This window comes from Mycobacterium sp. SMC-16 (assembly GCF_046250085.1).
In the GTDB taxonomy this organism is placed as follows: Bacteria; Actinomycetota; Actinomycetes; order Mycobacteriales; family Mycobacteriaceae; genus Mycobacterium; species Mycobacterium phocaicum.
Window position 1 is genome coordinate 5638674 of record NZ_CP176427.1, and the last position, 18058, is coordinate 5656731.

General features: G+C 67.5%; 16 protein-coding genes. 12 read left to right on the forward strand and 4 right to left on the reverse strand.

Features of this window, described 5'->3' with window-relative positions:
* Positions 1 to 3: 3 nt before the first annotated feature.
* The 5 genes from ACJEIK_RS27485 to ACJEIK_RS27505 all read left to right on the forward strand — a co-directional run bounded on the left by ACJEIK_RS27485 (position 4) and on the right by ACJEIK_RS27505 (position 3914).
* Complete coding sequence (locus ACJEIK_RS27485; protein ID WP_061006242.1) at positions 4 to 534, forward strand: bacterial proteasome activator family protein; 531 nt, start codon at positions 4 to 6, stop codon at positions 532 to 534.
* A 3-nt stretch (positions 535 to 537) separates the two neighbouring features.
* A complete protein-coding gene (locus ACJEIK_RS27490; RefSeq protein WP_061006241.1) occupies positions 538 to 1341 on the forward strand; it encodes an ABC transporter ATP-binding protein in 804 nt (267 codons plus the stop codon).
* A gap of 5 nt (positions 1342 to 1346) precedes the next feature.
* Positions 1347 to 2273, forward strand: coding sequence for a glycosyltransferase (locus ACJEIK_RS27495; protein ID WP_082761696.1), 927 nt, complete (start codon positions 1347 to 1349; stop codon positions 2271 to 2273).
* Complete coding sequence (locus tag ACJEIK_RS27500; protein WP_061006239.1) at positions 2270 to 3100, forward strand: ABC transporter permease; 831 nt, start codon at positions 2270 to 2272, stop codon at positions 3098 to 3100. The genes ACJEIK_RS27495 and ACJEIK_RS27500 overlap by 4 nt, the downstream gene beginning before the upstream one ends.
* 178 nt (positions 3101 to 3278) lie before the next feature.
* A complete protein-coding gene (locus ACJEIK_RS27505) occupies positions 3279 to 3914 on the forward strand; it encodes a hypothetical protein (protein WP_133426170.1) in 636 nt (211 codons plus the stop codon).
* Positions 3915 to 4012: 98 nt separating this feature from the next.
* Here ACJEIK_RS27505 and ACJEIK_RS27510 read toward each other — a convergent pair whose 3' ends face one another.
* Together ACJEIK_RS27510 and ACJEIK_RS27515 are read right to left on the reverse strand one after the other, a co-directional pair.
* Positions 4013 to 5428, reverse strand: a complete 1416-nt coding sequence (locus ACJEIK_RS27510; RefSeq protein WP_133426171.1) for a hypothetical protein — start codon at positions 5426 to 5428, stop codon at positions 4013 to 4015.
* Positions 5429 to 5864: 436 nt separating this feature from the next.
* Positions 5865 to 6494 (reverse strand): winged helix-turn-helix transcriptional regulator, encoded by a 630-nt coding sequence (locus ACJEIK_RS27515; protein ID WP_061006236.1) that lies wholly within the window; start codon positions 6492 to 6494, stop codon positions 5865 to 5867.
* Between the two features lie 80 nt (positions 6495 to 6574).
* Here ACJEIK_RS27515 and ACJEIK_RS27520 point away from each other — a divergent pair, with 80 nt between their 5' ends.
* Positions 6575 to 7474: an alpha/beta fold hydrolase gene (locus ACJEIK_RS27520; RefSeq protein ID WP_135357454.1), complete on the forward strand. Its 900-nt coding sequence runs from the start codon at positions 6575 to 6577 to the stop codon at positions 7472 to 7474.
* Here ACJEIK_RS27520 and ACJEIK_RS27525 read toward each other — a convergent pair.
* Positions 7443 to 7925, reverse strand: coding sequence for a carboxymuconolactone decarboxylase family protein (locus ACJEIK_RS27525; RefSeq protein WP_061006234.1), 483 nt, complete (start codon positions 7923 to 7925; stop codon positions 7443 to 7445). The two genes, ACJEIK_RS27520 and ACJEIK_RS27525, sit on opposite strands and share 32 nt — an antisense overlap.
* Positions 7926 to 7974: 49 nt before the next feature.
* Here ACJEIK_RS27525 and ACJEIK_RS27530 point away from each other — a divergent pair, with 49 nt between their 5' ends.
* Complete coding sequence (locus tag ACJEIK_RS27530; protein ID WP_409430652.1) at positions 7975 to 9393, forward strand: PLP-dependent aminotransferase family protein; 1419 nt, start codon at positions 7975 to 7977, stop codon at positions 9391 to 9393.
* Here ACJEIK_RS27530 and ACJEIK_RS27535 read toward each other — a convergent pair.
* On the reverse strand, positions 9383 to 10006 hold the full coding sequence (locus ACJEIK_RS27535) for a hypothetical protein (RefSeq protein ID WP_061006232.1): 624 nt from the start codon (positions 10004 to 10006) through the stop codon (positions 9383 to 9385). The genes ACJEIK_RS27530 and ACJEIK_RS27535 overlap by 11 nt on opposite strands.
* Before the next feature lie 46 nt (positions 10007 to 10052).
* On the opposite strand from ACJEIK_RS27535, the gene ACJEIK_RS27540 reads away from it, so the two are divergent.
* Genes ACJEIK_RS27540 through ACJEIK_RS27560 form a run of 5 tightly spaced genes read left to right on the forward strand, consistent with a single transcriptional unit; the run spans position 10053 to position 17811 of the window.
* Positions 10053 to 10514 (forward strand): GtrA family protein, encoded by a 462-nt coding sequence (locus tag ACJEIK_RS27540; RefSeq protein ID WP_371824587.1) that lies wholly within the window; start codon positions 10053 to 10055, stop codon positions 10512 to 10514.
* 25 nt (positions 10515 to 10539) lie between these two features.
* Entirely contained in the window at positions 10540 to 11952 is a 1413-nt protein-coding gene (locus ACJEIK_RS27545) for an FAD-binding oxidoreductase (RefSeq protein WP_226520048.1), read from the forward strand.
* 8 nt (positions 11953 to 11960) lie between these two features.
* Positions 11961 to 12740 (forward strand): decaprenylphospho-beta-D-erythro-pentofuranosid-2-ulose 2-reductase, encoded by a 780-nt coding sequence (locus ACJEIK_RS27550; RefSeq protein ID WP_406804098.1) that lies wholly within the window; start codon positions 11961 to 11963, stop codon positions 12738 to 12740.
* On the forward strand, positions 12740 to 14602 hold the full coding sequence (locus ACJEIK_RS27555; RefSeq protein WP_409430653.1) for a galactan 5-O-arabinofuranosyltransferase: 1863 nt from the start codon (positions 12740 to 12742) through the stop codon (positions 14600 to 14602). The genes ACJEIK_RS27550 and ACJEIK_RS27555 overlap by 1 nt, the downstream gene beginning before the upstream one ends.
* Before the next feature lie 11 nt (positions 14603 to 14613).
* Positions 14614 to 17811, forward strand: a complete 3198-nt coding sequence (locus ACJEIK_RS27560; protein ID WP_135357448.1) for an arabinosyltransferase domain-containing protein — start codon at positions 14614 to 14616, stop codon at positions 17809 to 17811.
* The last annotated feature ends 247 nt before the right edge of the window (positions 17812 to 18058 follow it).

The following is an 18058-nucleotide window of genomic DNA, read 5'->3' on the forward strand; positions in this document are numbered from 1 at the left end:
GGCATGACGCTGAAACCAGAAGACGACGACGACAACATCGAGGTCATCGGCGGGGACCTGGCATTGGGCGGGGAACCGGGACCGGACTCCGACCAGGGCGACGAAGGCAAATCGCTGACCGACCTGGTCGAGCAGCCGGCCAAGGTCATGCGCATCGGCACCATGATCAAGCAGCTGCTGGAAGAAGTACGCTCCGCGCCGCTCGACGAGGCCAGCCGGAACCGCTTGCGCGACATCCACCGGTCGAGCATCCAGGAGCTCGAGGACGGCCTCGCCCCGGAACTGACCGAGGAGCTGGAACGGCTGTCACTGCCGTTCTCCGAGGAGAAGGTGCCGTCGGCCGCCGAGCTGCGCATCGCGCAGGCCCAGCTGGTCGGCTGGCTCGAGGGCCTGTTCCACGGCATCCAGACGGCCCTGTTCGCTCAGCAGATGGCCGCCCGCGCACAGCTCGAGCAGATGCGCCAGGGCGCCCTGCCGCCCGGCGCCGACGGTGGCCGCGGCCCGTTCCAGTCCGGCACCGGCCAGTACCTGTAGACCGTGACGGAACCGCACATCTCCACGCAGAACGCGTGGGTCGAATTCCCGATCTTCGACGCGAAATCCCGTTCGCTCAAGAAGGCCTTCCTGGGCAAGGCCGGCGGCGGGATCAACCGCAACGAGTCGAATGTCGTTGTGATCGAAGCGCTTCGGGACATCACGATGTCGCTCAAGATGGGCGACCGGGTGGGACTGGTCGGGCACAACGGCGCCGGCAAGTCGACGCTGCTGCGCCTGCTGTCGGGCATCTACGAACCGACGCGCGGTTCGGCGACCGTCCGCGGCCGCGTGGCCCCGGTCTTCGATCTGGGTGTCGGCATGGACCCGGAGATCTCCGGTTTCGAGAACATCATCATCCGCGGTCTGTTCCTCGGACAGACCCGCAAGCAGATGCTGGCCAAGGTCGATGAGATCGCCGAGTTCACCGAACTCGGCGAGTACCTCTCGATGCCACTGCGCACCTACTCCACCGGTATGCGCGTGCGCCTGGCCATGGGTGTGGTCACCAGCATCGACCCCGAGATCCTGCTGCTCGACGAGGGCATCGGCGCGGTGGACGCGGAGTTCCTGAAAAAGGCGCGCACCCGGCTGCAAGCCTTGGTGGAACGCTCCGGAATCCTGGTGTTCGCAAGCCATTCCAACGAATTCCTGGCCCGGCTGTGCCAGACCGCGATGTGGGTCGACCACGGCACCATCCGCATGACCGGTGGCATCGAGGACGTCGTCCGCGCCTATGAGGGCGAGGACGCGGCACGGCACGTGCGCGAGGTGCTCGAAGAGAACGAGCGCGAGCGCCAGGCGTGACCGACATGTTGTGCGCGGTGATCGTCACCCACCGGCGGCCGGAGCTGTTGGCGAAATCCCTTGCCGTGGTGTGCTCCCAGACGCGACTGCCCGACCACGTCGTCGTCGTCGACAACGACAACGATCCGGCGGTGCGGGCTCTTGTCGAGTCCCAGCCGGTTGCGACGACGTACCTCGGATCGGCCCGGAACCTCGGCGGCGCAGGCGGTTTCGCCCTGGGCATCCTGCATGCCCTGGCGCTGGGCGCCGAGTGGGTGTGGCTGGCCGACGACGACGGGCGGCCCGCCGACTCGTCGGTGCTGGCGACGCTGTTGGACTGTGCGGCCAAGCACGACCTGGCCGAGGTGTCGCCCATGGTCTGCGACCTGAATGAGCCTGCCCGACTGGCCTTTCCGTTGCGCCGCGGGTTGGTGTGGCGGCGGTATGTGTCGGAGTTGCAGGTCGATAAAGACGCCGGCGTCGACCTACTGCCCGGGATCGCGTCGTTGTTCAACGGTGCGCTGTTCCGCGCCGCGACACTGGAAGCCGTTGGCGTACCGGACATTCGGCTGTTCGTCCGAGGTGACGAGGTCGAGGTGCACCGTCGGCTGGTCCGCTCCGGTCTGCCGTTCGGCACCTGCCTGAACGCGGTGTATCTGCACCCGCAGGGGTCCGACGAGTTCAAGCCGATCCTCGGCGGGCGCATGCACACGCAGTACCCCGACGATGCCACCAAGCGCTATTTCACCTACCGCAACCGCGGATATCTACAGTCCCAACCGGGCTTGCGGAAGCTGGTCCCCCAGGAGTGGGTGCGGTTCGGGTGGTACTTCCTGATCACCCGGCGTGATCCGGCCGGGCTGCGCGACTGGATGCGGTTGCGCCGCTTGGGACGAGACGAGAAGTTCAGCAGGCCCGGTTCGGGCGGACCCACTACAGGAGGGCAGCGATGACGTTCACCGACGCGGCCGCGCAGTCCAAGACGCTGCGCCGCGCCTGGGCCGACCTGGTGACCGGCTTCGGCAAGCGCGAACTCTGGCTGCACCTGGGCTGGCAGGACATCAAGCAGCGCTACCGGCGCTCGGTGCTCGGTCCCATCTGGATCACCATCGCGACAGGCACCATGGCCGTCGCGCTCGGCGGCCTGTACTCCCAGTTGTTCCATCTGCCACTGGCCGAGCACCTGCCCTACGTGACCCTCGGCCTGATCATCTGGAACCTGATCAACGCGTCCATCCTCGAAGGCGCCGACGTGTTCATCGCCAATGAGGGCCTCATCAAACAACTTCCGACGCCGCTGTCGGTGCACGTCTACCGGCTGGTGTGGCGGCAGGTGCTGCTGTTCGCGCACAACATCATCATCTTCGTGGTCATCGCGATCATCTTTCCCAAGCCATGGTCCTGGGCCGACCTGTCGGTGATCCCGGCGCTGGCGCTGATCGTGGCCAATTGTGTCTGGGTCGCATTGTGTTTCGGCATCCTGGCCACGCGGTACCGGGACATCAGCCCGCTGCTCGCGAGCCTGGTTCAGCTGCTGTTCTACATCACCCCGATCATCTGGAACGACCAGACGCTGCGCCTCCAGGGCGCGGGCACCTGGTCGAAAATCATTGAGCTGAACCCACTTCTGCACTACGTGGACATCGTCCGCGCGCCGCTGCTGGGCGAGCCGCAGGAGTTGCGGCACTGGGTCGTGGTGATCACGTTGACGGTGCTGGGCTGGGTCGTCGCGGCGATGGCGATGCGGCAGTACCGCGCCCGCGTGCCGTACTGGGTGTAATTCGCCTTCGCACCGATCCGGCGTGCGGATTCGGCTGATGAGGTGTCGCGTGGGTCATTGTCGCGGGCTTAGCTGGTTGTCTCCACGGATCCCGCCGGTCACCTGAGCGTCACCTCAGGTTCGGTGGCGCGGAGTTCAATTGGGGCGACCGGCTTTCCGCGTTCCAACAGGAGCAACCATGACCATCACCGAAACCCCCACCACCAACGACACCGCGAACGGGCAGGTCATCGAGGCCGAGCTCGTCCAGACCGCCGAGGCTGCCGCCGAAGAAGCCACCAACACCGGCCTCGCCATCCGCGAGGTGCTGAGCGGCGTGCTGGAGCGTCAGCTCGACGCCGGCCACAGCCTCACCCGCCAGCTGGTCAGCGCGACCTCGGCCGCCACCGAAGCGGTCGTCGAGTTGCCGGCCAAGGTCATCTCCTCCATCCGCGACGGCGCCACCCTGCCGGACGCGGTGAGCGAGACGGGTTCCGCCGTTCAGAACGTGCTGGCCGAGTCGGGCCGCGACATCCGCAGCGCCGTCGGCGAGTACGTCGGCCGTAATGCGGTGGGCCCCAACGCCATCATCGCCGGTGCGTCACAGGTGGCCGGCTCGCTGGTGCGCGCTCAGGGCGCCCTGACCGCGACCGCCGTGGACGGCCTGTTCACCGTGGCCGGCACCGCGGCCCAGGGCGTCGACGACGTGCGTGAGGTCGCCACCCGCGAGTGGAGCGAGCTGCGCACGACCGCCACCTCGGCCCGCGAGGCCATCGAAGCGCAGGTTTCCGCTTCACGCGAGAGCATCCGGGACGCTTTCGACACGACTGCCTGATTACTGCGACGCTCGGGATCGGTCGGAGTACGGGCCGATCCCGAGCACCCGCAGATCCGGGCGGGTGGCTGCGCCCGGCCTCAGCGCCTCACTGCCTCTTACTCGCCGCCGGCCTTGGCCGCGCGGTGCGTGCCCTTGCTCGCACCCTTGCCGGCCGAATCGTGCGAACGGCCGCTGCCGCTGCCCGAGTCAGACGCAGAGCTGTCCGCGCCCTTCGCCTTTCCGGCGCCCCGCTTGGGCTTCGTGGTGCCCTTGCGAGTCGACGTCGTCGACGCATCATCGGCCCCCTTGGCACCGCCCGCGGTCGACGCCCCCGTACCGGCGTCAGTACTGCTCGACGGCTTCGCGCCGGGCGTCGGGTGATCCGGCTTCGCCGCGGGCGCGCTCGAAGCAGCGGCGCCATCGCCATCAGCCGCGGAAGCCGATGACCCCGCGTTGTCGGATGCGGCGGTCTTGGCCGGTGCGGAGTCGACATCGGTACCAGCCGCGGCGGTTGTCGTCGCCCCACTCTCGGCGACCGGCGCCGTCTTGCCGGCTGCGGTCTTGTCAGACGCCGCCTTCTCCGCCGACACCGTCGAAACCGCTGCGAGCGACTTCGTCTCGACAGCCGGCTTGGCGGTGGGTGTTGCCGTCGACAACGCGACCATGGTCGGCGCCGGCGACGGGACACTGGCAGCGGCCACAGGCGGCGGAGTCACTGGTTTGATCGCAGTTGCGATGATGCCCAACGCATTTCGCAGCCCTTGCACGATGCCGTTCGGCCCGAGGATGCCCGCGCCGTCACCGTTGTACCCATTGAGCACCGCGCCGGTGATGGCCCCCGGCATGGCAACGATCGCGTTCACGACCGCAGCCAGATTCCTCGCGTTGAGCCCGTTGACGATGTTCTGGAGTCCATCGCCGGTGGCTGTCACGACGTCACTCATCACCGCAAGCAACGGGAATCCAGCCGCCAGGACCCAACCCGCGCCGCTCGGTGAGGTGATGGCGGTGTCGATCACATTGAGCATGTTCTGCACCGGCTTACGGAACGCGGCTTGAACATCGGTGAGGATGCTGGTGGTCAGGATCGGCAGCACGAACGGCGTCAGTACCGCGCTGTACAGCGTCTGCACCGCGTCGGCGACGTGCCCGGCGGCGAGCTGTTGGAATGCCTGCTTCAGGGCCTCCGGCGTCGTGCCCAACTGCTGACCGACCGCAACCAGATAGTCCCGGACAGACCCGCCGACGGCGACGGCACTGGCGATCTGATTCCGCACCACCTGACCGAGGACGGGGGCCGGGTCCGCGATCACCTCGGTGACGAGACCTTTCGTGTTCTGCAGAGCCTCGGTGATGATCTGCCCCCACTGGGTGATCGGGTTCACCTGCGCCGTGAGTTGGACCGCACTGGCGTGGAATGCCGGCAGGTGCAGGTCTGGCAGAGGCTGATGCGTGACGGGAGAAACGGCGATGACGCCGGCCCCGATCAGCGCAACGCCAGTCGTGAGGCTGGAGCGAACAGCATGTTGCATGGTGCTTTCCCCTGAACGGTTGGTGTGATGTTGACCACAGAACCATAAAGGGATATTGCCAACAATTTGACAGAAATCAGCCGATAGAACGTGTTCCAGTTTCCATAAATGGCCACCCCGAGCGCCCATTTGTGCTGAACTTATTAGCTGGTCAACTCAGCATTTACTCGCCGGACGTGCAGTTAGATGCATTCATAATTGACTGTTTCGTCAGATATTTGGGTCACCCGCCCCGCGCCAAGGCAATTGCTACCAATTGGAAATATTGCGCAAGCTACTGGTCGCCCGCAGCGCTCAAGGGTTGCACAGATTCGCTCGCTACGCAGAGGCGGCCCGCAGCGCCGACAATCCGCACGACACACCCTCACGGTCAGCGCAGCACCGCCGGGCCGGAGCGGGAGGAGTTGCTACACGATCAGCCGATCCGGACGCCCGCTCAGGTGCCGAAGACCGCGCGGACAGCGGCTTCATCGCCGTCGACTTCGACGATCCCGAGTGCACGGGCGTCGCTGAGGCTGAGAGCGCCCGCGGCGAGACCGAGGATGCAGGCGGGGATGGCAACGACGGAGGCGTCGAGCGGGCGACCGTCATGTGGACCGACGTCGAAGCCTGAACGCGTGGCGCGCAGTTGCAGGGTCTGGTCGCCGACCACGAGGCCGATCGTCACGGCGGAGCGGACCTTGACCCGGCCGTTGAGGAGCGCCGGGACGGCGAGGGTCAGCCACTCCGGCCGGAAGGAATCACTGTCGGCGGGACCGCTGATCATCAGCGGCGTGGACCAGCGGAGCAGGCTCTCGATCGGCTGGCGCAGCTGCGCGCCCCACGGCGTCAGGGTGTACTCGACCGCACTGCCCTCGCCGGCCAGCCGCCGCTCGACGACGCCCGTGGCCTCGAGGTCCCGGAGCCGATCCGCGAGCAGGTTGGTCGCGATACCCGGGAGCCGGGCGATCAGATCGCGGTAGCGGCCGGGTGCGATGAGAAGTTCGCGAACGATCAGCAGATTCCATCTGTCGCCGACGATTTCGAGCGAACGGGCGAGCCCACAGTATTGGTCGTAGCTTCGCATTGCCGTCCTTCTACTTGAGTTTCTCAAGTGATTATGAGATGTTCAAGCATACCCGGAAGCCGATCCGAACAGGGGTTGCCATGACCGACACCGCTTCGACCACACGGCCCGCCTGGGTCGACGACGAACTGTTCCCGTTCGAGAGCCACTTCATCGAGATCGACGGCCACACCGTGCACTACGTGGACGAAGGATCCGGCCCCACACTGTTGATGCTGCACGGCAACCCGACCTGGTCATTCCTCTTCCGCGATGTAATCAACTTGCTGCGCAAGGACTTTCGGTGCATCGCCCTCGACTACCCCGGCTTCGGGCTGTCGACGCCGAGACCCGGCTACCGGTACCTGCCCGAGGAGCACGCCGACGTCGTCACCGCGTTCGTCGACGCCCTGGACCTCGAGGACCTCACGCTGGTCGGCCAGGACTGGGGCGGCATGATCGGTATCGCGGTGGCGCAGCGGCGGCCGGAGGTATTCCAACGGCTGGTACTGGCGAATACCTGGGCTTGGCCGGTCAACGGAGATCTGCATTTCGAAGCGTTCGGCCGCATCATGGGCGGGCTTCCGACACGCTTCCTGGTCCGTCAGTTCAATCTGCTGGTCAACGCCTTCATCCCCACCGGCCACCGCAGGCGCAAGCTCAGCGACGCCGAGATGGATCACTACCGCCGCGCGCTGGACACCGCGGACCGGCGCCAGGCGTCCGCCGTCCTTCCCGGCCGGGTGCTGGCGAGCCGCGACTTCTTCACGGAGGTCGAAGCCGGGCTGCCGAACGTCGCACATCTGCCGACCCTCATCATCTGGGGCGACGCCGACATCGCCTTCCGCGCCCAGGAGCGCGAGCGGCTGGAGGCGACGTTCCCCGACCACACGACGGTGATCGTCGAGGGCGCCGGAACCTATGTCGAGTCCGACGCCCCCGAGGAATTCGCCGCTGCGGTCCGCGCGTTCAGCGACGGCGCGGGACGGCCTTCCGCGTAGCGGCGTTCAACCGGTTCCACGAGTTGATGACGGCGGCCATGCCGACGACGTGCGCGAGCTCGCGCTCGGTGAACACGGCGGCCGCCTGGGCGTAGACGTCGTCGGGAACCGGGCCGTGGCTCAGATCGGTGATGGCTTCGGTGATGGCCAGCGCGGCCCGCTCGCGCTCGGTGAACAGGTCGCCGGCTTCCTCCCACGCCGCGACCAGGGCCAGGCGCTGCTCGGTCTCGCCGAAACGGCGCGCGTCATGGACGTGCATGTCGAGGCAGAAGGCGCAGTGGTTCATCTGCGAGGCGCGAATCTTGATGAGTTCGCCGATGGTCGAATCGAGCTCCTTCGACGCGGCGTTGCTGAAGGCCATCATCCCGGCGTACAGCTCGGGAGCTGCCTCGTAGATATCGATCCGCTTGGCGTGGGCGGTGGTGGTCGGTGCGTTGAGTGTCTCGGTCATGCCATCCACGCTAGCCATCAAAAACCCGCGAACATGGTTCAATTTCTCTGTGGTTTCATGGGCCAATTCTGCGGCGGGCGGTGCCGGACTGGACCTGCATCTGGACCTCGGCCAGGCCGTCCAACCGGGCCGCCGCGGCACTCGCGACCAGCTGATCCAGGCGCTCAGAGACGCGGTCCGGTCACGCCGCCTGCCAGCCGGCACCATGCTGCCGCCCTCCCGGTCACTGGCCGCCGACCTCGGCTTGGCCCGCAACACCGTCGCCGAGGCCTATGCCGAATTGGTCGCCGAAGGCTGGCTGGGCTCCCGCCAGGGCGCGGGCACGTGGGTGATCGGCTCGCACACCGACTCGGCACCGGCCACCCAGCGCGCCCAGCCGGGCACGCCTACCCACAACCTCATGCCCGGTTCGGGAAACGTCGCGGCCTTCCCGCGGCAGGCCTGGCTGGCGTCGGCCCGACGGGCCCTGACCAACGCCCCGACCGAGGCGCTGCGCACCGGTGACGCCCGCGGCCGCCACGAACTGCGCACGGCCCTGGCCACCTACCTGGCCCGAGCCCGCGGTGTACGCACCACGGCCGAATCGATCGTCATCTGCGCCGGCACGCGGCACGCCGTCGAGTTGCTGTCAAAAGTGTTCGCGCCGAGCATCATTGCGGTCGAGAACTACGGACTGTTCCTGTTCCGGGACGCCATCGCCGACAATGGGGCCGGCACCGTGCCGATCCGGATCGATGATCACGGCGCCGTCGTCGACGATCTCGAAAAGACCAGCGCCGCTGCGGTTCTGCTCACGCCGGCGCATCATTTCCCCCACGGGGTACCACTTCATCCCACACGGCGCACCCGCGCCCTCGATTGGGCGATCCGCACGAAAAGCTATGTCCTGGAAGATGACTACGACGGCGAGTTCCGTTACGACCGGCAGCCGATAGGCTCGATGCAGGGTCTGGATCCCGATCGGGTGGCCTACCTGGGCTCGGCCAGCAAGAGCCTGGCGCCGGTGCTGCGGCTGGGCTGGATGGTGTTGCCCGACAACCTGATCGACCCTGTCCTGGCCGCGGCGGGCGGGCAGCAGTTCTACGTCAACGCCATCGACCAGTTGACCATGGCCGACTTCATCGAATCCGGTCAGTACGACAAGCACATTCGCCGCATGCGCAACAGCTACCGGCGCCGGCGCGACGCGCTCGCGGCGAGGCTGTCGGGTCTGGATGTCGCGATCAGTGGCCTGTCCGCCGGACTGCACGCCCTGATCCGACTACCCGACGGCACAGAACATGAGGTCATGCGACGCGCAGCCGACGCCGGCATCGCGTTGTCCGGGCTGGCGCTGCTGCGGCATCCCGACGCGGCGGACACCCCGCCTCAGGACGGCGTGGTGGTGAGTTTCGGCACGCCCGCCGATCACGACTTCAACGCGGCGCTCGACGCATTGCACGACGTGCTGAAAGCCGTCAGCCGCTGAGCGCCGCCAGCTCCGCCCTCAGATTCGTCCGTGCCGCGTCCTCCCACAGCCGCCGCCCCGCATCGGTGCGGTACAGCGACGGCCCGGCGAGCATCGCCGCGATCATCCGGCCGCGCCACAGACCGAAATCCGCATCGCTGACATGGCCGTACTCGGCCCGCACCCGCGCGGTGTTGTGTTGGTAGTCGGCCGGCGGCACGGCCAGCACCGCCAGGTCGGCGTCGGACAGCACCTGGCCGTTGTGATCGTCGGCTGCGGGATCGTGGGCGATGGTCACCCGCACCAGGCGGCCCACCTCCGCCACGAAATCCGGGTCCACACCCAGATCGGTGAGGTCCGACTCGGCGAGCAGGGCGCTGTTCTCCTCGTCGTCGGACTGCCCCGCGTACACCGCGTCGTGGTACCAGGCCGCCAGGCGGACCGCGTCAGGATCGTCGGCGAACTCCTCCAGGGCGTCCACTCCGGACAGGATGCCGCGCAGGTGACTGAGGTCGTGGTAACTGCGGTGCGGCTCGGCCCACCGGCCGAGCAGCGACGCCCCGACGTCGTCGACGCGAGGCGACGACGAATGCCGCGCCAGCAGGGTGTGCCATGCCTGAAGCAAATCGGTCACGTGTCCATGGTGCACGTAAGCTGCCCGGGTGGCCGAGCCAGTGGACATCCCCGCCGAACACCATGCAGAACACAGCGCCGAGAAAGCCGTCGAGGCGTCGCTGGGCCTGGTGACGCAGGCGTGGCGGTTCATCGTGACGGGCGGCCTGTCCGCGATCGTCGATTACGGGCTGTACGTACTGCTCAGCTTCGTTTTCGTGGCCAACGGCATGCCGGACGCGCGGGCCACACTCATCGCGAAGACGCTCAGCTTCATCGCAGGCACGACGACGGCCTACCTGATCAACCGGCGCTGGACCTTCCAGGCCGAACCGAGCCGGGCGCGCTTCATCGCGGTTGTGATCCTGTACGCCGTCACCTTCGGGCTGCAGGTCGGCATCAATCAGCTGTTCTATCTGCAATTCGCGGGCGAGTCCTGGCGGCGGCCGGTGGCCTTCGTCATCGCCCAGGGCACGGCGACAGTGATCAACTTCGTGGTGCAGCGAGCCGTGATTTTCCGGTTGAAGTGACGTTGGCCGGTACCCTTTGACCGTTATGTCTACCCAGCCTGACGTCACGCTGCCCCTGACGCGCCGCGCCCTCACCGGGTTCGGCCGCACGGCACCGTCCGTGACAAACGTGCTGTCCACACCCGATGTCTCAGTGATCGCCGAGGCGGTCAAGCGGGTCGCGGACGCAAACTCTTCCAGCCCCGCCCACCTGCGCCGGGGCATCCTAGGCCGCGGACTCGGCCGGTCCTACGGCGACCAGGCGTGCAACGGCGGCGGCATCGTCGTCGACATGACGGCGCTCAACCGGATCCATTCGATCAGCTCCGAGACCGCCATCGCCGACGTCGACGCCGGCGTCAGCCTCGATCAGCTGATGAAGGCCGCGCTGCCGTTCGGCCTGTGGGTACCGGTGCTGCCGGGCACCCGGCAGGTCACCGTCGGCGGTGCGATCGCCTCCGACATCCACGGCAAGAACCACCACAGCGCGGGCAGCTTCGGCAATCACGTGCTGTCACTGGACCTGCTGATGGCCGACGGTGAGGTGCACACCATCACCCCCGACGGTCCGGACAGCGAGCTGTTCTGGGCGACCGTCGCCGGCAACGGGCTCACGGGCATCGTGATCCGGGCGCGCATCAAGATGACGCGCACCGAAAGCGCGTACTTCATCGCCGACGGCATCGCCACGCACGATCTCGAAGAGACCGTCGCGGTGCACCAGGACGGCAGCGAGGACAACTACACGTACTCGAGCGCGTGGTTCGACCTGATCAGCCCGGAGCCCAAGCTCGGCCGCGCCGCGGTCAGCCGCGGCAGCCTGGCCAAGGTGGACCAGCTGCCCGCCAAGCTGGCCAAGGATCCGCTGAAGTTCACCGCGCCGCAGCTGCCGGCGATCCCGAACCTGTTCCCGGTCAGCTTCATGAACAAGCTCTCGCTATCCATGATCGGCGAGGCGTTCTACCGGATGAGTGGCAACTACCAGGGCAAGATCGTCAACCTGACGCAGTTCTACCACATGCTCGACATCACCTCGGGCTGGCAATATGCCTATGGCCCAGCAGGATTCGCGCAGCATCAGTTCCTGGTTCCCCCGGATGCGCTCGAAGAGTTCAAGGGCATCATCCGCTGGATGCACACGCAGAAGCAGTACTCGGCGCTGAACGTCTTCAAGCTGTTCGGCCCGGGCAACAAGGCGCCGCTGAGCTTCCCGATGCAGGGCTGGAACGTCGCCCTGGACTTCCCGAACCGGCCCGGCGTCAACGAGTTCCTCAACGAACTCGACAAGCGCGCAATGGAATTCGGCGGCCGCGTGTACACCGCCAAGGACTCGCGCGTCAGCGCCGAGAGCTTCCACAAGATGTACCCGCGGATCGACGAGTGGATCGCCACCCGCCGCAAAGCCGACCCGAACGGCGTGTTCGCCTCCGACATGGCCCGCCGCCTCGAACTTCTCTAGGAGACTCAGTGATTGACGCAACCGGCAACCCGCAGACCATTCTGCTGTTCGGCGGCACCTCGGAGATCGGCCTGGCCATCGTCGAGCGCTACCTCAAGAACGCCAAGGCCCGGGTGATCCTCGCCGACCTGCCGAATGCCCCGAAGCGCGACGCCGCCATCGCCCAGATCGAAGCGGCCGGCGCCAAGGAGGTCGTGTACCTCGACTTCGACGCGCTGGACACCAAGTCGCATCCGGCAGTCATCGAATCTGCTTGGGAGCAGGGCGATGTCGACGTCGCCATCGTCGCATTCGGCATCCTCGGCGACGCCGAGGAACTGTGGCAGAACCAGTCCAAGGCCGTGCTGACCGCCCAGATCAACTACACCGCAGCCGTTTCCGTCGGCGTGCTGGTCGGCGACAAGATGAAGGCGCAGGGCTTCGGCCAGATCATCGCGATGTCGTCGGTCGCCGGCGAGCGGGTCCGTCGCTCCAACTTCGTGTACGGCTCCACCAAGGCCGGGCTCGACGGCTTCTACCTCGGCCTCGGAGAGGCGTTGCGGGAGTTCGGGGTTCGGGTTCTGGTCATCCGCCCCGGTCAGGTCCGCACCACCACGACGCTGGAGCACTGGAAGGCCACCGGCGCCAAGGAGGCGCCGTTCACGGTCGACAAGGAAGACGTCGCCAACCAGGCCGTCGCCGCCGCCGCCAAGGGCAAGGAGCTCATCTGGGCGCCCAACCCGGTGCGCTACCTGATGGCCGTCATCCGACACATCCCGCGGTCGGTCTTCCGCAAACTCCCGCTCTGATGCGCAGCGCGCTGGCCGCGAGCGCCAGGGTGAGCGGCCAGATGCTGGCCGCCATGGCACTGGCGGTGCTCATCGCGGTCGTTGCGCTGCAAGCGATTGCCCGCGTGCAATGGCCGGCGTTCAACTCGTCGAACCAGTTGCATGCCCTGACCACCGCCGGCCAGTGCGCCGTGCTGATCGGATTGCTGCTCGCGGGGTGGGCGTGGCGTCGCGGCTGGCGCAAGAGCGCCAAGGTCGCGGCCACGTCGCTCCTGGCGGCGTTCTCCGTCGTCACCCTCGGCATGCCGTTGGGCGCGACCAAGCTGTACCTGTTCGGCATCTCGGTCGACCAGCAGTTCCGCACCGAGTACCTGACGCGGCTCGCGGATACCGCTGTGCCGCACGACATGACGTACCTGGGGCTGCCGCCGTACTACTTTTCGGGCTGGTTCTGGCTCGGCGGCCGGGCGGCCGCCCTGACCGGCACGCCGGCATGGGAGATGTTCAAGCCCTGGGCGGTCATCACGATCACCGCGGCGATCGTCGCCGCATTCGTGTTGTGGGCGGCCATGATTCGCTTCGAGTACGCCCTGGCGGTGACCACCGCGACCGCGGCCGTCACGCTGGCCTACTCGTCCACCGAGCCGTACTCGGCCGTCCTCGTCGTGCTGCTGCCGCCGGTGTTCGTGCTGGCGTGGTCGGGGCTCAAGGCCACGGGGCGAGGTTGGGCAGCGATCCTCGGTACCGGAGTTTTCCTTGGCATCGCCGCACTCTTCTACACGTTGTTGTTCGGCTACGCTGCCTTCACTCTCACGCTGATGGCGCTGCTGCTGGCCGTGTCCCGGCGCCAGATCCAGCCGCTGATCCGAGTCGCTGTCATCGCCGTCATCTCCGGCGTCATCGCGGCGATCCACTGGGCGCCGTACTACCTGGCCGTGCTCAACGGCCACCCCGCAGACAAGGGCACCGCGCAGCACTACCTGCCGATGTCCGGCGCGCAGCTCACCTTCCCGATGCTCGACGCCACCCTGCTGGGCGTCATGTGCCTCGCCGGCACGCTGTGGCTGGTGGTCAAGGGCCGCAGCTCGACGCGCGCGGCCGCCCTTGGGATGGCCGTCATCTCGGTCTACGCGTGGTCGCTGTTGTCGATGCTCGCCACCCTGGCCCGCACGACACTGCTGTCGTTCCGGCTGCAGCCCACCCTGCTGGTGCTGCTCGTCGCGGCCGGCACATTCGGCTTCCTGGAAGCCGCCCGCGGGCTGGCGAACCGGTATGCGCAGCCGACCACCAACCGGATCATCGCGGTGGCCGCTGTCATCGGCGCGATCGGCGCCGTGTCGTTCAGCCAGGCGATCCCCGACATCCTGCGGCCCGACATCGCCGTCGCCTACACCGACACCGACGGCCACGGCCAGCGCGCCGACCGTCGTCCACCCGGTTCAGAGCGCTTCTACCAGGAGATCGACCGGAAGATCACGGCGGCGACGGGCAAGCCCCGCAACGAGACCGTCGTGATGACCGCGGACTACAGCTTCCTGTCCTACTACCCCTACTACGGATTCCAGGGGCTGACGTCGCACTACGCGAACCCGCTGGCACAGTTCAAGGAACGCTCCGGCGCCATCGAGAGCTGGGCGACCATGACCAACCCCGACGACTTCGCCAAGGCCCTCGACACGCTGCCCTGGCCGGCGCCGACGGTGTTCCTGATGCGCCACGGCGGCACCGGCACCTACACGCTGCGATTGGCCGAGGACGTCTACCCCAACCAGCCCAACGTGCGCCGCTACCAGGTGGCACTCGACGAGCGACTGTTCGACAGCAAGCACTGGCAGGTCACAGATATCGGCCCGTTCGTGCTGGCCATCCGTAGCGGCCACTAACATCTAGCCCCGTGGCCGGGGAACCTGAGGTAGAGCGCAATCACCGCACAGCGCGGTGGATCGCGATCGTGGCCGGACTGCTCGGCGCGTTCCTGGCGATGGCGACGCCGCTACTACCGGTCACCCAGACCACTGCGCAGCTGAACTGGCCGCAGGCGGGCGTCCTCAAGAGCGTCGACGCACCGCTCATCGGCTACGTGGCCACCGACCTCGACATCACCATCCCGTGCTCGGCGGCGGCCGGCCTCACCGGTCCCGCCACGGTGCTGATGTCCACAGTGCCCAAGCAGGCACCCAAGGCCGTCGACCGCGGCCTGCTGATCGAGCGCGTCGGCGGCGACCTGCTGGTGATCGTGCGCAACACCCCGGTCGTCAGCGCGCCGCTGACGCAGGTGCTCAGCCCCGCGTGCAAGGAACTGAAGTTCACCGCGCACGCCGACAAGGTCACCGGCGAGATCGTCGGCCTGGTGCAGGGCCCGAAGGACAAGAACCCGGGCAAGCCCGTGCGCGGCGAGCTCAGCGGATATGACTTCCGCCCACAGATCGTCGGCGTCTTCACCGACCTGTCCGGCGCGGCGCCGCCGGGGCTGACGTTCTCGGCGACCATCGATTCGCGCTACAGCACGTCGCCGACCCTGCTGAAGATGCTGGCGATGATCTTCGGCGTGGTGCTGACCGTCGTCGCACTGGGGGCCCTCCACGTGCTGGACCGTGCCGACGGCGTCCCGCACAAGCGGTTCCTGCCGTCGCGCTGGTGGTCGGTGAAGCCGCTGGATGGTGTCGTGATCACGACGCTGGTGTGGTGGCACTTCGTGGGTGCCAACACCTCCGACGACGGCTACATCCTCACCATGGCCCGGGTCTCCGAGCACGCCGGCTACATGGCCAATTACTACCGCTGGTTCGGCACTCCGGAGGCGCCGTTCGGCTGGTACTACGACCTGCTGGCGCTCTGGGCGCACGTCTCCACGTCGAGCGTCTGGATGCGCCTGCCCACGCTCCTGATGGCCCTGGCGTGCTGGTGGGTGATCAGCCGTGAAGTGCTCCCCCGGCTCGGCCATGCCGTCAAGAACAGCCGCGCCGCCGCCTGGACCGCCGCGGGCATGTTCCTGGCATTCTGGCTGCCGCTCAACAACGGCATCCGGCCGGAGCCGATCATCGCGCTCGGCATCCTGCTGACCTGGTGCTCGGTGGAACGCGGAGTCGCGACCAGCCGGCTGCTGCCGGTGGCCATCGCCATCATCATCGGTGCCCTGACGTTGTTCTCCGGCCCGACCGGCATCGCCGCGATCGGCGCCCTGCTGGTCGCCGTCGGTCCCCTGAAAACGATTGTGGCGCGGCATACTTCGCGCTTCGGCTACCTGGCTCTCCTGGCGCCGATCCTCGCCGCCGGCACCGTGACTGCCATCCTGATCTTCCGCGACCAGACGCTGGCCGCCGCGCTCGATGCCAGCTCGTTCAAGACCACCGTCGGCCCCGCGCTGAGCTGGTTCGACGAACACATCCGCTACGAGCGGCTGTTCACCACCAGCCCCGACGGTTCGGTGGCCCGCCGGTTCGCGGTGCTGACGCTGCTGCTGGCACTGGCCGTGTCGCTGGCAATGTCGTTGCGCAAGGGGCGAATTCCGGGTACTGCCGCCGGGCCGGCCCGCCGCATCGTCGGCATCACGATCATCTCGTTCCTGGCCATGATGTTCACGCCCACCAAGTGGACGCACCACTTCGGGGTGTTCGCCGGGCTTGCCGGTTCGCTGGGCGCACTGGCCGCCATTGCCGTCGGCACCGTCGCGATGCGCTCACGCCGTAACCGGGCGATGTTCGCCGCGACCGTACTGTTCGTCATGGCCCTGTCGTTCGCCACCGTGAACGGCTGGTGGTACGTCTCCAACTTTGGTGTGCCGTGGTCGAATCAGTTCCCCGAGTGGCACTTCGGCTTCACCACGTTCCTGTTCGGCCTGTCGTTCCTGACCCTGCTGTGGGCGGCGTGGCTGCACTTCTACGACCACGACCCCGAGCGGCCTGTCAGCCGCCGGATTCCCCAGGCGCCGTTGGCAATTGCGTCTTGGATCATCGTGCTGTTCGAAGTACTGTCGCTGACTCTCGGGATGACGCAGCAGTGGCCGGCTTGGTCCGTCGGCCGCTCGAACCTGCAGGCGCTGACCGGAAAGACCTGCGGCCTGGCCGACGACGTCATGGTCGAACAGGACACCAACGCCGGCAAGCTCGTGCCCCAGACCGGGACGGTCGGTGACGCCCTCGGCGCCGGTAGCGCAGAAGGCTTCACCCCCAACGGAATTCCCGCGGATGTCTCCGCGGATCCCGTCATGGAACCGCCCGGCGGCACCAACTTCGCCGACAGCGAGGGTGGCCCCGTCAGCGGCGCGGAGCCGGGCACCGAAGGCGGCACCACCGCCGGGATGGGCGTCAACGGCTCGCGGGCCAAGCTCCCCTACAACCTGGACCCGGCCACCACCCCGGTACTGGGCAGCTGGCGCCCCGGCGTGCAGATTCCGGCGCGGATGCGCTCGGGCTGGTACCGGCTACCCCAGCGCGATCAGGCCGGGCCGCTGCTCGTCGTCGCCGCCGCAGGCCGCTTCAACCAGGGCGAGGTGCGCGTCGAGTACGCCAACGACGCCCAGGCCGCGGCCGACAAGATCGCCGGGGCCGTCGGCTTCGCCGATGTCGGTGCCGCACCCGCCTGGCGCAACCTGCGCGCCCCGATGGCCGCGATCCCGCGCGACGCCACCCTGATCCGCATCGTCGCCACCGACGACGACCTCGCGCCCCAGCACTGGATCGCCCTCACCCCGCCGCGCGTCCCGAAGCTGCGCACCCTGCAGGACGTCGTCGGCTCGAAGGACCCGGTGATGCTGGACTGGCTCGTCGGCCTGGCGTTCCCGTGCCAGCGCCCGTTCGGCCACGACAACGGCGTCACCGAGGTGCCCAAGTGGCGCATCCTGCCGGACCGCTTCGGCGCCGAGGCCAACTCGCCCGTCATGGACTACCTCGGCGGCGGGCCGCTCGGCATCACCGAGCTGCTGTTCAAGGCCACCCCGGTGCCGACGTATCTGAAGGACGACTGGTTCCGGGACTGGGGCTCGCTGCAGCAGTTCACGCAGTACTACCCGGACGCGCAGCCGGCCCAGATCGATCTCGGGAAAGCCACCCGCAGTGGCTGGTGGGCCCCGGCGCCGCTGCGGCATTCGTAATCGTCGGCCGGACGGCTCCGCGGCTGGCGTGTCGGCTCTCCTGTCGCATGTTTGATTTGCGCCCGTCAACTTTCCTTGACGTCAAGGAAAGTTGACGAAGCCGGACCGAACTTGTCATGGGAGAAAGCACGCCGTTCCTGCCTGGGTGGCAGTAAACCCGCCTCGGAAGCGTCGTGCGGTCAGGCTCGAGTGGTCCTTGGTGCGAAAATTCGCGTCTGAGCGGTGCATTGACCGGGTTTACTCTGGA

What these genes read in the sequence shown, in the direction of transcription:
- ACJEIK_RS27525 (WP_061006234.1), bottom strand. Translation starts at nt 7,925, where the DNA reads ATGACCGAGACACTCAACGCACCGACCACCACCGCCCACGCCAAGCGG.
- ACJEIK_RS27495 (WP_082761696.1), top strand. Translation starts at nt 1,347, where the DNA reads ATGTTGTGCGCGGTGATCGTCACCCACCGGCGGCCGGAGCTGTTGGCG.
- ACJEIK_RS27520 (WP_135357454.1), top strand. Translation starts at nt 6,575, where the DNA reads ATGACCGACACCGCTTCGACCACACGGCCCGCCTGGGTCGACGACGAA.
- ACJEIK_RS27505 (WP_133426170.1), top strand. Translation starts at nt 3,279, where the DNA reads ATGACCATCACCGAAACCCCCACCACCAACGACACCGCGAACGGGCAG.
- ACJEIK_RS27515 (WP_061006236.1), bottom strand. Translation starts at nt 6,494, where the DNA reads ATGCGAAGCTACGACCAATACTGTGGGCTCGCCCGTTCGCTCGAAATC.
- ACJEIK_RS27555 (WP_409430653.1), top strand. Translation starts at nt 12,740, where the DNA reads ATGCGCAGCGCGCTGGCCGCGAGCGCCAGGGTGAGCGGCCAGATGCTG.
- ACJEIK_RS27545 (WP_226520048.1), top strand. Translation starts at nt 10,540, where the DNA reads ATGTCTACCCAGCCTGACGTCACGCTGCCCCTGACGCGCCGCGCCCTC.
- ACJEIK_RS27500 (WP_061006239.1), top strand. Translation starts at nt 2,270, where the DNA reads ATGACGTTCACCGACGCGGCCGCGCAGTCCAAGACGCTGCGCCGCGCC.
- ACJEIK_RS27510 (WP_133426171.1), bottom strand. Translation starts at nt 5,428, where the DNA reads ATGCAACATGCTGTTCGCTCCAGCCTCACGACTGGCGTTGCGCTGATC.
- ACJEIK_RS27485 (WP_061006242.1), top strand. Translation starts at nt 4, where the DNA reads ATGACGCTGAAACCAGAAGACGACGACGACAACATCGAGGTCATCGGC.